A 14,800-nucleotide genomic window follows, 5' to 3' on the forward strand; every position below is an offset into this window, starting at 1 on the left:
GTGGGGAGTGGGGAGTAGGGAGTGGGGAAGAAACCTTTTCGGGGTGTACTGATTTTTTTTAAAATCAAATACCAGTCCTATAGCTATGATCGGGTTGATCGCTCAACAAAAAACCGCTACTAGCCATAAGCCTTTAATTAATAACAGCAAGGGATATTTATACAATCTGGAAAATCCCTAGTTTTAGTTAGAAATTAAGTTACCGAAAAATTGGGTCTAAAGCCTCCCCCTTCTAGTTATACTTTTTCTGTGATCGCTGTATAGCTGTTCATTAGAAAAGTAATCTTCTTTAGCTTTGCAGCAGGCAAGTTCACAACGAGCTTGGTGATGCGGATATTCCTCAAATACTTTTGAAAATAACACTTTTTGTTCGTGTTGAGCAAGAGTACGTGCAAAAATAGCCTTGTCACACAATGCAAGGATTTTGCGAACGCGAAGAGCGTGTCGGAGATAAAAGTTGCGTGCGGGGGTGGAGGAGTTTGAGCAAACTTTTCAAGACAGATTTTAGATTTTAGATTGAAAAGAGCAATCAAGTCAGGGGCTTATTATTTAATTTGAGATTTTGTTTTTAGACCCCAGCAAATCTACGATTTGCTGGTCTTCAATCAGTGGCAGGTCGGAATCCTTTACTGATTGATTCTGAATTCTGAATTCTGAATTCTGCATTCTTCTTCAAGAATATCTGTCTGGAGTTGGTTGCGTTCTTCGCTAAAAAGTGAACTTATTATTTTCATTGCGTTGACTAAGAGTTTAACGTTACTAATAGGGGTGAAATGAACAGTTGTCTGCTGATTTCACGCTGTAATCACATGATGACTGAATAATTCATAATTAGGTTGATTGCAAATTACGACTCTTAAGGAAGGAGGAGCAGAATGTTTATCTGCGTCATTGCAGACTACGGTACAGGAGATCCGGCATTTATTGAAGTCACACAACGTCTGCTGATGGCTTTTCCCGATGCCCAAATTCATTTGCTTTCGGTTCCAGCATTCAGTACCTTGGCAACAGGATTCTGGATTGCCCAACTGGGACTCAATCCAGGGCCTGGCGATCGCCTAATTTATCACAACTGTGCGCCTCGTCAAGATGATCCCGAAGCCCGTCGGGATAATGAAGGTGAAGGACTAACTTATGCCCTTTTATCCAATGGTGTAAAAGTAGTGGGTGTAAATGCGGGCTACACTCTCTCCTTTATCAAAGACTATACAAAAGAGTTGCGAGTGGTCAACGTTTCTCGCGGTGGCTCACAGTTTCGCTCACGAGATGTGTTTCCTCCGGCGGCGGGGGCGATCGTGGGTGAAGATTTTAGCCTTCTGGGAGATAGCCTTTCTCCTGAGCAAATCCCAGATGTTCCACCAGATCGAATTGCCTGGATTGATGGCTACGGCAACATCAAAACAACTATTGCGGCGCATACAGTTAACTTTGAGCCTCAAACCAAGATCGTAATCCGAATTGGAGATGTGGTCAGTGATGCAGTGTATTCTGATGGCAGTTTCAAGGTATCTGAAGGAACTTTAGCCTTTGCTCCTGGTAGTTCCGGTTGGTCAAAAGGCGATTCAGGAGAACCATTGCGCTTCCTAGAACTGTTTCTGCGAGGAGGGAGTGCTTGGGAGCGCTTTGGCCGTCCCCGTGTGAATCAGCAAGTAACTCAAATCGCCTAAATCAAATCCACTCCCCCACACCTTACAGATAAGTACTATCTATGTTTATAGCGTTTCCTAATAAGAATGAGCTACAGCTTAACCTCACCCCGATAAATCTGTGCTTTATCTCCCCTCTCCTTAATAAGGAGAGGGGCTGGGGGTGAGGTTTTGATCTGATGTACTTCATGCACCTAGGAACCGCTATAGGGAGCATCTCAATGAGTGTAAAAAGCCTTGTAAAACCTCACCCCAACCCTCTCCTTAGTAAGGAGAGGGAGCAAGAATCTTTGGCTCTCCTAGACTAGTTATAGAAAATTAATACTTGATATCAGGTTAAGTCCTTACATAGTAGGGGATTCAATAATCAGAAAGCATATTTTTATTAAATATGTGATTCTATTTTAGCAGAATCTTGTTATACCAAGTGTTTTAGGTGTTTTTTAGTATTAATTTATCAAACGAAGTCTAGGAGAGCCGAATCTTTTTTCTCATCTGGTATATTTGCTTTCACTGAGATGCTCCCCCGCTATATCTGTAGGTATGGGTATTAGTGGTAATAACAATGACAATTGGGATTTGGATATTAGGCGACCAACTTTATGTAAAACAAGCAGCTTTAGAAAGTTGTTTTAATCAAGAGAACGTGCCTGTAATTTTGATCGAGTCACTGCATGATCTTCAAGTAAGACCTTACCATCAGCAAAAGCTGGTCTTAATTCTGACGAATGTATTCTTCTTCAAGTTTCTTGTAGATTTATTTTTGCTTAAAGTCTCAGACTGTTATATTTTTTAAATCTATTCCGTAGAACTCATATTGGAGAGAGAAATCTGTATCTTCTGACCAATGTTCAGAGAGCAGCTTTTGGCGTAGATTCCTATCTATCAATACTTGCTTGTCGCCTATTCACACTCAAGCTTGTTAGTCTTAGCAAAGTGAGCAATATGAATGTAGATCAGTTAACTCAACAAATAGAGGACTTGCGCTTACGAGTGACGAGACTATTGCAACGTACTCCTACTGAGTCACACTCACAACAAGAGCTAACAAAAGAAGCTTTCGAGGAACTTCAAATTGCTTTGGAAGAACTGAAGGTGGCTTCAGAGGAAATAGAAGCAACACGAACAGCAGTAGAGAAAGAGCGCCAGCGCTACCAAGAATTATTTGATTTTGCGCCGGATGGTTACTTGGTAACTGATATTTACGGCATTATTCTTGAGGCTAACCATGCCGCTACCGTGCTACTCAATATTTTAGAGCGATTTTTGATTCGCAAACCCTTGGTTAGTTTCATCGGACAGTCAGATCATCAGGCTTTTTTTGATTATCTAACTAAGATGCAGCAGTTTGACCGGGGTGGGGAATGGGAAGTGTGTTTACAACCACGGGAAAAAGTCTGTTTTGATGTTGCTTTAACTGTAGTTACCGTCCGTGACGAAAAAGGTCAGCCAGTTGCTCTGCGCTGGCTAATGCGCGACATTAGCCAACGTCGGGTTTTAGAGTTGGAACGCAAGCAGTTATTTGCCAATGAGCAAGCCGCCCGGATTGCAGCCCAAGCGGCAGAGAAGCGCTCTAATTTTCTAGCTGAAGCAAGTCGTATACTAGTATCTTCTTTAGATTACCGCACCACCCTAAACAGCGTCGGGCAATTGGCAGTGCCTACTTTCGCCGATTGGTGTATTGTGGATGTCGTCGAAAATAATTTTCCAGTCTTTAGTAACCCAGTTATCGCTGCATCTGAACCGGCGAAGGAAGCACTCATCCGAGAACTACAACAACGCTATCCAATTCCTGTTGATGCTGATTATGGTCCACCAAAGGTTTTACGGACTGGTAAACCGGAACTAGTAACAAACATTCTTGAGTCTTCATTACACAAAAAGGCATGGAATGAGCAACACCTCAGTCTGTTGCAAGTTAAGTCTTATATGGTCGTGCCACTGTTGGTGCGTAAACACAAGCTGGGGACAATTGTATTTGCGTCTGCACAACCAGGACGCCATTACACTCTTGTAGACTTAATAATGGCTGAAGAACTTGCCCAACGGGCAGCGTTCGCCATTGAAAATGCACAGCTATATCGGCAAGCCCAGGAAGCTAACCGCATTAAAGAAGAGTTTTTAGCGATCGTTTCCCACGAACTCCGTACACCTCTCAATTCTATGCTGGGTTGGGTTCAAGTAATACGTAATCGAAAATCGGACGAAGCAACTACCTCTAAGGCATTGGAAACAATCGAGCGCAATGCCAAACTTCAAAGGAACCTGATTGAAGATATCCTGGATATCTCACGCATCGTCCAAGGTCAAGTCCGCCTAAATATCCGTAAAGTTAACCTTATACCGATAATTCAGGCGGCAATTGAAACTGTACATCCCACATCGGAAATTAAGGATATTCAAGTTGAGTATAATTTTGACTCCTCAGTTGGTCAGATTATGGGTGATGCAGAACGCCTGCAACAAGTCGTCTGGAATTTGCTCTCTAATGCTGTCAAGTTCACACCTAGCGGGGGGCGAGTTGAAGTAAATTTGCAACAGGTAAACTCAAATGCCCAGATAACAGTCTCTGACACAGGTAAGGGAATTAGTGCTGACTTTTTACCTTGTATCTTTGAGCGCTTCCGTCAAGCTGATAGCACAACTACTAGAGCAGACAGTGGTTTGGGGCTGGGGCTAGCAATTGTAAACCACTTAGTAGAAATGCACTCAGGCACAGTCTATGCAGTTAGCAAAGGGGAAGGACAGGGAGCAACATTTACAGTGCTTTTACCACTAGTAGAACCACAAGCAGAGCAGCTAATCAAAGAGAGTGAAGTAAAAGTTGATAACCTCTCACCACTTGATGGCTTGCAAATACTCGTTGTAGATGACAATGCCGATACGCGTGAGTTAATTGCCTTCATTCTTGAACAGTCTGGAGCGCAGGTGACGGCGGTTAGCTCAGTAGGTGAAGCCCTGGAAGCGGTAGTACGATTAAAACTAGATGTTCTAGTTAGTGATATCGGAATGCCAGATGAGGATGGTTATTCTCTGATTCGGAAAGTGCGGGCGCAGGAAGCAGAGCAAGGGGAGAAAATTCGAGCTGTAGCACTAACGGCGTTTGCTAGAGATGAAGAGCGCAGGCTGGCTCTGCAAGCTGGATTTCATGTTCATCTATCCAAGCCAATCGAGCCAGATGAGTTGGTGACAGTAGTAGCGAACCTTGTCAAAGGCAGCAAACAAGCTTAATGCACAATTGAAGAAGAATTCAGAATGCAGAATTCAGAATTCAGAATTCTGAATTCTGAATCAAGATGCTTGCGGACTCACTCTCTGTGGCGCTATCCGCCAGTACTTCGACCCAACTCTTGGAGACGCTGCGCGTAGCTTGCTTCCCCGTAGGGGTACGGCACTGGCTCTGGGCAGGTGTTACCCTGAGTTTGTCGAAGGGCAAGCTCAGTAACCATCGTACAGAATACCTTTCCTGTATTCTGACGACTGATACCGTTTCACTTTAATAATGATACAAATACGTTGGTAGGGGCACAGCAATGCTCATTGGTGTTAACTTAAGCCTAAACTTGTTTAAAATCTCGTTTCCAGCCTCTTGCTGGAAATGCAGCTGATTGCGGCTCTGTCGCAAGTCTTGAGGCGGCAGCCCCCTCGGAATGCATTCCCAGTCTCCGACTGGGAACGAGACAATCTCTAAATGCTGCTTCTAGACTCGCATGAGCAATGCTGTGCCCCTATGAGAAATCTATATGTATTAGGGTTTGTCTGAAATGGTATGTCTCCTGAATTCTGTTCGATAAATAAATTTGTAGAGACGTTGGATTACAACATCTCTACACGCCGGAAAATCTCACCAATAACCTTAACTAAACAGTAAGGAATTAGAGTTTCTGAGAGTTCTTGCCTAAGTAATGGCTTAGTACAGTTTTGCGTAAAAGCGTAGCGTTTCTAATTGCAGAGGAACGCATTGGCATTATCAGCCGACGCATTGGCATTATCAGTCAACGCATTGGCATTGTCAGCTAACGCATTGGCATTGTCAGCTAACGCATTGGCATTGTCAGCCAACGCATTGGCATTGTCAGTCAACGCATTGGCATTGTCAGTCAACGCATTGGCATTGTCAGTCAACGCATTGGCATTGCAGGGTATTGCCAAATAGAATTCGCTACGAATTAATCAAATGCTGTACTTAGTTAAGGGAATTTAGCGTGATTTCATTCTACGACTGTTACTGAAGCCGCTTCATTTGATGGAGCTATACCGGGTAATTCAAGACAGTATCCAGCACCATACACTGTCTTGATATAGCGAGGGTGGCGGGGATCTGGTTCTAGCTTGGTTCTCAAGTGGCGAATATGGACTCGAATCGTTTCAATGTCGTCATCAGGATCGTAACCCCAAACTTCTCTGAGGATTTCGCTGGGGGAAACTGTTTGACCGTGGCGTTGCAGCAAGCAGTGAAGTAGCTCAAATTCCAAATGAGTCAATTTCACTGTCTCATTGAACCATATTGCCTCAAATCTTTCGGGAACGAGGGTGAGTGAGCCATAGTTGAGAATCTCACTATGCTTTGCTGCTTGGGGAATGCGGTCAGTACGCCGCAAAAGTGCCCGCACTCGCGCCAGCATTTCTTCAACTTCAAAAGGCTTGGTGAGGTAGTCATCTGCGCCAGCATTGAAGCCTTCTACCTTATTCTGAGTTTGGCTCAAAGCCGTCAACATTAACACGGGAATCTCAGAGGTGCGATCGTCACGACGCAGGCGTTGGCAAACGGTAAACCCATCTACCCTGGGCAACATCAAATCGAGCATGATCAAGTCTGGTTGTAACTGGAGAGCCAGTGCTTGACCTTTAATGCCGTCTTCAGCTTGACTAACATCGTAGCCAGCCATTTCCAAGTTGACGGCAACTAGTTCTGAAATCGCTGGGTCATCGTCTATGACTAGAATCCTCGGCATTCTTAAAAATTATTACTACTGATTAAGGATAAATAACAACCTTTGTATAGATACAAAGATTTTTGAGTCGATTATCAAAAGGTTTTTAAATCTTACATAAATATTAAGATTAAATGACTGTGAAATCAAGACTCAACTACACGAAATCTTATAGTCTATGATGTGTTATACTCCGCCCTACAATCCGTCTTGGTTTTTACAAAACGGTGTGATCATGACTGTATACACCGCTTTGTGGGGAAAACGTTTCTGGGAAAGTACTATTCAATTACCAGAACCGTCTTATCATGAGAAAATTTTTATTGGTGGCCAAGGTGTGCCAATTTTTGGCTTGGTTGCCATCCCTGAAAATGCTCATAGCACCATTATCGGTACTTATGGCATCACTGGGGAGTTAGAGACAGAATGGTTTTTGAGAGTGCTAGGACGTAAGGCTTACGCTCAAGGATACGCTGTGGTGTTATTTGATTGGCGTGCCCACGGCAAAACTGCCCAATTTTCGCCGACTCTGACTTCTGATGGTTTGTATGAGGGGGAAGATTTTGTTCGCATCGCCGCCGCAGCTAAGGCAATGGGATGTCCGGGAAAATTTTGGTTTACAGGATATTCTTTAGGAGGGCAATTGGCGCTATGGGCGGTGAAGGTCGCTCTTGAGGTGATTAGGGAGCATGGAGATTTAGGACTAGAAGATAGTGATATTGGTGGTGGTATGGTGATTTGTCCCAGTTTGGATTCTGAGCGATCGCTATCTTATCTAGTTAAAAAGCCCTTCGGCAGATATTTGGAAGCGGGGATTGCACAGAATTTAAAAAAACTGGCATGGCGAATACATGATGCTCATCCGGGAAGCATTGACCCAGCAGCAATTGAACGGGCGAACAGTATCTGGGGTTTTGACAATGAACTAGTAATTAACCGACTAGGTTTTCCTTCTGTGGAAGCATATTACCAAGCTAGTAGTGCTTTACAAATATTGCCGCAAATCTCGAAACCGACTTTGATTTTATATGCTGCTGATGATCCACTTTTTGATCCAGCCATCATCCCAGAATTACAAGAAGGCTGCGATCGCAATCCCGTAATAGATTTGTTGCTCACTCAGTACGGCGGTCATGTTGGCTATTTGAGTAGCAAAAATTGCCAGCGCCAAGCACAAGATTCTGACCCTTGGTGGGCATGGAATCGGGTTTTACAATGGTTGGAGAAACAGCGTAATTCGTAATACTCGCCTTTGGCAACAGGCAAGCTACGTAATTCGTAATTAAGATTAGTCAGATTAAATCTAATGGGGTATCCTTGGTACGTCTACTGCGTATACAAATGTAAACATGAGAGAGATGGTGAAATAAGAAGCTGGATACAACCAAATCCTAGTTTGATTGCATTCAAACTCTATGCCCTGCCGTATACACTTGCCTACTAATAGCAGCGTGATATTCTGTCCGTCAACATTCTTTAATTATGTTGATTTCTAATTTTTTTACGCCAAGCAATTACTGGCTTTTCAAAACAGAAAAAACCTACTGCTGAAATAAATGTAGAAAATAATAGCATTAGCAAAATCCATTTTGAGTTCCACTGTATCTCTAGTTTCTCAAATTCAAAAATAACTAAGTAATGAGATAAAAATAATCCGTAAGATAGGTTGCCAAAAAACTCATCGAAATATGTTTTTTTAATTTTTATTAATAAAGGTATCATCAGAATCCCCAAGATTAATCCTATTAATACTTCTCGATTGTAGGGCAATATTAAAGGGGTATGTAAAAAAGTTGCTGCCAATAATAAACAAGAAAAAATTAATGTGTACTTTACTGGTTGATTTGTAGTAATATTGTTATTTTTATATAAAAAGCTCCCACAAAAAAATATAAATATTGTTCCAAATATTAATCTATAACCAAAATAATCTGTGTTAATAATTCCTAAGTAAGCCATTAAAAAAATCATATATGATAATAAGAAAAAAATCTTTTCTAATTTATATATTAAAAAAAAAGGAATTAAGATATAAAAACATCCTTCAAGACCCAGCGACCATGCAGGTGGAATAATCATGAATTTCTCTCCTACCCAAGGAATCATATAAAATCCCATAGGTATTATCAAAAGATTTTGTAATAATCCAATCTCTGTAGGTTTACTAAGATAATGTGAGTTTAATCCAAAAATAGAATAAATAATTAAAACTGCTATTATGTTAAATAAATACTGCGGATAAATTCTCAAAATCCTATCGAGATAGAACCAAACAATTTTTTTAGGATCAAAATAATTTTTAGATATCAAGGCTGTCATTACATATCCACTTATAATCAAGAATGAGATTACGGCTATCACCCCGGGGTTTAAGCCGTTTATAAGTACTCCTGTATGACTTATGGCAACAAAGATTGATAATAGGAAACGATAGATTCCCATTAGACGTCTCCAAAAATAAAATTACTTAGTATTATTCTAGTATAAGTTTACGATCGCACAAATATTCAGGAGGCAGGAGGGAAAAAGGAAGAGGGTTTTAGCCTAGTTTATCTTTATTTACATAGTTTGGTTTTATTATGCCAACTTAACTTAATTACAAATTACGAGTTATCATGACTGCTGATCATCTCTGGCTACCTGCACCGACAGATTTAACTTTGTTACAGGATGAGATTCATGTTTGGCGCATAGAACTTGACCAACCAGAACCACAGCTGCAAAATTTAGCAGCGACTCTTTCCAGTGACGAAATAGCTCGTGCTGAACGGTTTTATTTTCCAAAGCATCGGCAGCATTTCATCGCTGGTCGCGGTATTCTCCGAACTATATTAGGTCGCTATTTGGGTATCAAGCCGTCACAAGTGCAGTTTAATTATCAACAGCGTGGCAAACCAGTATTAGCAGATAAATTTGCCGATAGTGGACTGGCGTTTAACTTGTCTCATTCCCAAGAGTTAGGTTTGTGTGCGGTGAATTGTACTCGCCCAATTGGTGTAGACCTAGAATATATTCGCCCGATGTCTGATTTAGAAGCTCTTGCCAAACGGTTCTTTTTACCGAGAGAATATGAGATGTTGCGATCGCTATCTCCCAACCAACAGCAAGAAATATTTTTCCGTTACTGGACTTGTAAGGAAGCTTATTTAAAAGCAACTGGAGATGGACTATCCCAGCTAGAGCAAATTGAAGTATCGCTGACTCTCACAGAACCAGCCAAGTTAGAGATAACTGAAGACTGGAGTCTTTTTGAACTAATACCTGCTAACAACTATGTTGCTGCTATTGCTGTAGAAAATTTTGGCTGGCACTTGAAGTCTTGGCACTATTAATCCTAGTTATTAGTTATTCTTCCCCAATGCCCCATGCCCAATGCCCCATGCCCAATGCCCTCTATTTATCTTCCTGCATACTTCTAACAATTTTTGTCACCAGGTTTCTGGGTACAAATCTGACGCTTTTTGCAAGTATTGCATTGAGTAAACCAGGAATGACAATGGTTTGACCCTTCATTAGGGCGCGAAAACCAACTTCGGCTACTGTTTTTGCATCCATCATCTTCTTGCCTTTGAGCAACTTAGAGTCTGCCATTCCGGTTCTTTCATGAAAAGCAGATGCGGTTGAGCCTGGGCAAAGAACTGTCACAGTCACACCTGTACCTTCTAATTCATTTGCGATCGCTTCTGAAAAAGATAAGATATAAGCTTTACTAGCAAAATAAACCGCCATCAAAGGGCCTGGTTGAAAAGCAGCAGCCGAGGCAACGTTTAAGATTTTTCCCTCACCTTGCTTTACCATGTGCTTCACGAATAGCTTAGTTAAATGGGTGAGACACACCAAATTTACCTGTAGCATTTCCAATTCAGTAGCTAGGTCTGTTTCGTGAAATAATCCATAAATACCAAATCCGGCATTGTTCACCAGTACATCAACCTTAATATCGGCTTTTTGCAACTCTGTGAAAATTTCTTCAGGAGCTATTGGTATAGATAGATCCTTAACAATAGTTTTAACAAGAATTCCAAATTCTTTTTGGAATTTAACTGCAATTTCTACAAGCTTTGCCCCGTTTCTGTCTACTAAGACAAGATTGTAATCATGAGCAGCAAAAATAGATGCTAATTCGTAGCCAATTCCACCGGCTGCCCCAGTAATGAGAGCAGTTTGTTTGCTCTGTCTTTGATGTGTTGTGTTCATGTAAGAATGTTAGTGGATTCAACTTGATGAAGCTGCATTGCATTTACAGTGGTTCCCGCTCTACAATTAAGTACGCGTAATATCTGAACCGACAAGAAATATCTTGAGTTATTACCCTTTGAAATGCTTGTGTGGTGCATTCAATAGATGTAGCAGTCCAAAGCTAAATTTAGGACTTATGCATCGAAAAAATTTGGACTTAAAGGAGTTCAGTTATTTCAGACTGCTAGCGATCTGCTCTATGTACACGTATTTGATTACTCACAATAGTGGGTAAAATCAAACTTTAATGCCTGACACTAACCATTCTATCCTCGATTGCTTCTGTCAAGGTGTAACTTCTAAAAATTTACATTATTGAGCATAAAAAAACAGGGCAATCATATTGCCTCTGGTGGTGTATGAGTTGTAAACTGGAATCTTAAATATTGGCTGTTCAGTAGTACTGAGTCCTAAAGAACATGGGTTAAACAAAATTTTTGTAGGGTGTGTTATGGCTTCGGTAACGCACCGAAAATATCCGGGTTAGGAACGTCGATTAAATAAAATGCAAAACTTCATCCTGTCTCTAGCTTCCCTCTCCAATATATCGGAGAGGCATTGAGGGTAAGGTAAGCCAGGGACATTGTATGTTATTTAATTCTTATTCCTTAGTGCGTTACGTTACTAACACATCCTACGCAAATTGTGAATTATTAAGCGATATTTAAGAAACCACTTTGAATCAAGTAGGCGGTATAAGTCATAAACAATTGAGAGTCAATTGGAGGACAAGCAATAGAACTACCTGCTAGTGCATGAAGAGTATCTTGGCAGCTAATATGGGGTCTTCTAGCTTGTAAGTATAAATCAGGAATAGTCAGTTGTTCATCAGACCAACGTTCCAGTAAAAAGGGTCGCAGAGTGTACAAAGGATTGTCCACAGAAGACACATTATTGATTAACTCTGATTGCCATTTTTCGTAGGGAATCATCTCAACTGAATAACCAAATGAGCGTATCCACTCAACTAGCATTTTCAAAGCGGCAGGTTGGGGATGTTGTAAATTGAAAGCTTTACCTATGGATTCTTTTTGGCGTGATAGATAAACGATCGCTTTACTTACATAGTCCACAGGAGACATATCTAACATATAATCTACATCAGGGAAATATCCCATTTGTAGACAGCCCTTAGTCATCAAATTGATAAAGTCATGTGTGTTACAAATGCCTGTTTTGCTATCACCTGAAATCAGTGGCGGTCTATGGATAGTTACAGGAAGTCCCCGGTCACGAGCAATTTTTACTAGCTTTTCAGCTACCCATTTGGTTTGTGAGTAACCCAGATAAATACCTTCCCAATGATTGAATTCATCCTGCTCTTTAACAACCTTGCCAGCATAAGCAGTCGATTCAAAAACAGCTACACTAGAAACGTAATGTACAGGCTTGACTTTAATTTGACAAGCTAATCTCAAAACTTCTTGAGTTCCTAAAACATTGGCTGCCTTCAATGCTGAGTATGGAAAAACATAATTCAACAAAGCACCACTATGATATATAGTATCAATATTGGCAGCTAAAATTTGAAACTGTTCAGAGCCAACACCTAACAATGGCTGAGATAAATCGCCGACAATTGGAATAATTCTGGAGTTAAATTCTTCCTGCCAAATTGCATACTGTTGCAGATTTTTTTGGAGTTTGCTTTTGCCTTCTTCGGCATTGGCAGCACGCACTAAACAATAGATATCCGCATTGGTTTCTTGTAGCAATTCCCGGATGATAAAAGCTCCTAAAAAGCCTGTTCCTCCAGTTAAAAAGATATTCTTGGGTTCACCTACAGGCGCATTAGATGCAGCGCCGGGATGGATAGTAGGGTCAAGAACAGCCTCGGCACTTAAATCTAGAACAGAGGGTGCAGCATTGGCATTAGAAGCTGTTACCTTTGTATCTTGAACTGGTGAACCTTCTTGCACTTCTTCAGCTAAACGCTGTGAAAGAGCTTCAATATTTGGGTAATGCCACAGAAGCAATGGAGATGGTTGAAATCCTAGCAACTTTTCTAAGTTACTTACTAGAATCATTGCTTGGGCTGAATCTAACCCATAGTTTTCTAAATGTTCTTTGACATCTATTTCATCAGTTGCTACTCCTAGCAACTTAGCTAAGTTAGATACCAAAAATACTTGAATATCGTCTGCTGTGAAAGACTGTTTTATAGTCATTTTTAAATCTCCAACAATGATGTAGAACGAACAGGGTGATACTGACTGTAATAATCGCCAGCTTGCAGCCCTTGAATTTTCAAATTTTGGACACGATATAAAAAGGCTGCACCAGTCATAATTTGATTAGCAACATCAACTACCTGACGATTATTTGGTTCAGATAGATAGGAACCGCGTACCCAGTCATTGAAACCGCCCATTGCGGGACCACACCAAATTTGATAATCTACTTCTCTACCTTTTTCACCAGAACTAGACCAACGAGAAGATAATCCTAGATACCAGCGGAAAATCAACGCCATTTTCAGTTTAGGATTATTGACTGCTTTACCCAGTTTTTCAGGATTCTTTTGGGACAAATAAGCCGCAGTTCCTTCCCATACCTCGGCGATACTTTTGCGAAAAACTTGTTTTTCTAATTTCTCTCTTTCTGCCAAAGGAATCTCTTCAATCGAATTATAAGCGCGATAGAGTTCAAATAATTTCTGCGATCGCATGGGAAACATCGTACCCCGTTTGAGAACTTGGAGTTTCACTCCCATTTCAAACATATCTGCTGCTGGGGCCATCATCATATCAGCCATTTCTGCCTGAGCTAATAATTTTTTGGTGTGTTCACAAGCCCCAGATTCAACGCATGATTGATTAATTGAACCAGTCATTACATAAGCAGCACCCATCATAAAAGCTGCTAATGCTGATTGTGGTGTACCAATTCCCCCTGCTACTCCGATTCTAATGGGTATTTGGTAATGATATTGTGCTTGAATTTCATCGCGCAAGGCAATAATAGAAGGTAACAAACAAACCAAGGGACGGTTATCTGTATGACCTCCAGAATCAGCCTCGACGGTAATATCATCAGCCATCGGAACTTTGGCTGCAAGGGTTGCTTGTAACTCAGTAATTAATCCTTGTTCAAGAAGTTCTTTGATAATTCTGGCTGGTGCTGGTTGCAGAAATTTAGTAGCAACTTCTCGGCGAGAAATTTTGGCAATGACTTTATTTTTGATTTCAATTTGATTGGCGTTATTCAACCCCAATCCAGCAACACGGTAATAAACAATGTTGGGAGTTAAGTCGAGAAATGCAGATGCTTCTACTGTTCTCACTTGATATTTGAGGTATAAATCCACAGCCCGACGTTCATTCGCAGGTTCATTCGGACTGTGAATTAAATTAAATGCATAAGGCCCTTGAGGTAAAGCTTGTTGAATGCGATTTATGGCTGCTTCCAAACGTTCTGGAGTTAAACCACCTGCACCAAAGGAACTCAAAATTTGTGCTTTTCCGAGTGCAATTACCATTTCTTCGGAAGCAATTCCGCCAGCCATTGCGCCGGTAACGTAGGCATATTTCACTCCATGAAAGGAGAGAAAATTGGGATCTCCAAACTGTTGAATGCGGATTGGGGCTGCAAATGTTAGCAGTTCTACTTGTGCTGTTGTGCCATTATCACCTGGGGATAAATACCCCTCATTTGTGACACCGATTTTTCCGGCAACTTTCACGATGTAGCAGGGTTTATCTAATACCATCAATTTATCTTTGATGGTTTGTTGCTCAAAAGATACAGTTTCTAAAGAACCTTTCCAAACCTGGTTTTTGTTATAAGACCAGGCAGAGAAGTTAAGACCATTATCGTGTTTACTTAGTACCGTATCTACGGTTGTCACGGCAGTTATCCCTCGGATTACAAGCAATGGATGATAGATGTAGATTCTGTAAAGAAGTCTACGTTTTATTTTCTTTTAACGAACCGCAGAGGCGCAGAGAACACAGAGGAAGAGAGTAATGCCAATTCTCTAGA

At 41.1% G+C, this 14,800-nt stretch carries 11 protein-coding genes; 5 read left to right on the plus strand and 6 right to left on the minus strand.

The features are described from left to right. The first annotated feature begins 875 nt into the window (after window positions 1–875). The 3 genes from V7L05_RS16220 (at window position 876) to V7L05_RS16230 (ending at window position 4,877) form a co-directional block, all read left to right on the plus strand. Window positions 876–1,667, plus strand: a complete 792-nt coding sequence (locus V7L05_RS16220) for an SAM hydrolase/SAM-dependent halogenase family protein (protein ID WP_335165430.1) — start codon at window positions 876–878, stop codon at window positions 1,665–1,667. Between the two features lie 544 nt (window positions 1,668–2,211). Continuing rightward, on the plus strand, window positions 2,212–2,442 hold the full coding sequence (locus V7L05_RS16225; protein WP_442937115.1) for a cryptochrome/photolyase family protein: 231 nt from the start codon (window positions 2,212–2,214) through the stop codon (window positions 2,440–2,442). Between the two features lie 149 nt (window positions 2,443–2,591). Beyond that, window positions 2,592–4,877, plus strand: a complete 2,286-nt coding sequence (locus V7L05_RS16230; protein WP_335165431.1) for a PAS domain-containing hybrid sensor histidine kinase/response regulator — start codon at window positions 2,592–2,594, stop codon at window positions 4,875–4,877. A gap of 711 nt (window positions 4,878–5,588) precedes the next feature. Here V7L05_RS16230 and V7L05_RS16235 read toward each other — a convergent pair. After that, entirely contained in the window at window positions 5,589–5,798 is a 210-nt protein-coding gene (locus tag V7L05_RS16235; protein ID WP_335165433.1) for a hypothetical protein, read from the minus strand. A gap of 59 nt (window positions 5,799–5,857) precedes the next feature. Next, complete coding sequence (locus V7L05_RS16240; RefSeq protein ID WP_335165435.1) at window positions 5,858–6,601, minus strand: response regulator transcription factor; 744 nt, start codon at window positions 6,599–6,601, stop codon at window positions 5,858–5,860. 157 nt (window positions 6,602–6,758) lie between these two features. Here V7L05_RS16240 and V7L05_RS16245 point away from each other — a divergent pair, with 157 nt between their 5' ends. Further along, the gene (locus V7L05_RS16245; protein WP_335165436.1) at window positions 6,759–7,823 is read left to right on the plus strand and encodes a YheT family hydrolase; all 1,065 of its coding nucleotides are present in this window, start codon (window positions 6,759–6,761) and stop codon (window positions 7,821–7,823) included. Window positions 7,824–8,056: 233 nt separating this feature from the next. Here the strand turns inward: V7L05_RS16245 and V7L05_RS16250 are convergent, their stop codons facing one another. Next, window positions 8,057–9,022, minus strand: a complete 966-nt coding sequence (locus tag V7L05_RS16250; protein ID WP_335165437.1) for an acyltransferase family protein — start codon at window positions 9,020–9,022, stop codon at window positions 8,057–8,059. Between the two features lie 173 nt (window positions 9,023–9,195). On the opposite strand from V7L05_RS16250, the gene hetI reads away from it, so the two are divergent. Further along, window positions 9,196–9,912 carry a 4'-phosphopantetheinyl transferase HetI gene (gene hetI / locus V7L05_RS16255; RefSeq protein WP_335165439.1) on the plus strand — a complete coding sequence of 239 codons (717 nt, stop codon included), beginning with the start codon at window positions 9,196–9,198 and terminating at the stop codon, window positions 9,910–9,912. A gap of 61 nt (window positions 9,913–9,973) precedes the next feature. On the opposite strand, the gene V7L05_RS16260 is transcribed toward hetI, so the two are convergent. The 3 genes from V7L05_RS16260 to V7L05_RS16270 form a co-directional block, all read right to left on the minus strand. Beyond that, window positions 9,974–10,777: an SDR family NAD(P)-dependent oxidoreductase gene (locus V7L05_RS16260; RefSeq protein ID WP_335165441.1), complete on the minus strand. Its 804-nt coding sequence runs from the start codon at window positions 10,775–10,777 to the stop codon at window positions 9,974–9,976. A 695-nt stretch (window positions 10,778–11,472) separates the two neighbouring features. Beyond that, a complete protein-coding gene (locus tag V7L05_RS16265; protein WP_335165443.1) occupies window positions 11,473–12,987 on the minus strand; it encodes a thioester reductase domain-containing protein in 1,515 nt (504 codons plus the stop codon). Window positions 12,988–12,989: 2 nt separating this feature from the next. After that, window positions 12,990–14,666, minus strand: coding sequence for a PfaD family polyunsaturated fatty acid/polyketide biosynthesis protein (locus tag V7L05_RS16270; RefSeq protein WP_335165445.1), 1,677 nt, complete (start codon window positions 14,664–14,666; stop codon window positions 12,990–12,992). Window positions 14,667–14,800 lie beyond the last annotated feature (134 nt).

It is taken from the genome of Nostoc sp. (assembly GCF_036917755.1).
Classification (GTDB): Bacteria; Cyanobacteriota; Cyanobacteriia; order Cyanobacteriales; family Nostocaceae; genus Nostoc.

Excerpts from the sequence above, each read along its gene's own strand:
- V7L05_RS16230 (WP_335165431.1), top strand. The coding sequence starts at position 2,592 with ATGAATGTAGATCAGTTAACTCAACAAATAGAGGACTTGCGCTTACGA.
- V7L05_RS16240 (WP_335165435.1), bottom strand. The coding sequence starts at position 6,601 with ATGCCGAGGATTCTAGTCATAGACGATGACCCAGCGATTTCAGAACTA.
- V7L05_RS16265 (WP_335165443.1), bottom strand. The coding sequence starts at position 12,987 with ATGACTATAAAACAGTCTTTCACAGCAGACGATATTCAAGTATTTTTG.
- V7L05_RS16245 (WP_335165436.1), top strand. The coding sequence starts at position 6,759 with ATGATGTGTTATACTCCGCCCTACAATCCGTCTTGGTTTTTACAAAAC.
- V7L05_RS16225 (WP_442937115.1), top strand. The coding sequence starts at position 2,212 with ATGACAATTGGGATTTGGATATTAGGCGACCAACTTTATGTAAAACAA.
- V7L05_RS16220 (WP_335165430.1), top strand. The coding sequence starts at position 876 with ATGTTTATCTGCGTCATTGCAGACTACGGTACAGGAGATCCGGCATTT.
- V7L05_RS16250 (WP_335165437.1), bottom strand. The coding sequence starts at position 9,022 with ATGGGAATCTATCGTTTCCTATTATCAATCTTTGTTGCCATAAGTCAT.
- V7L05_RS16260 (WP_335165441.1), bottom strand. The coding sequence starts at position 10,777 with ATGAACACAACACATCAAAGACAGAGCAAACAAACTGCTCTCATTACT.
- hetI (WP_335165439.1), top strand. The coding sequence starts at position 9,196 with ATGACTGCTGATCATCTCTGGCTACCTGCACCGACAGATTTAACTTTG.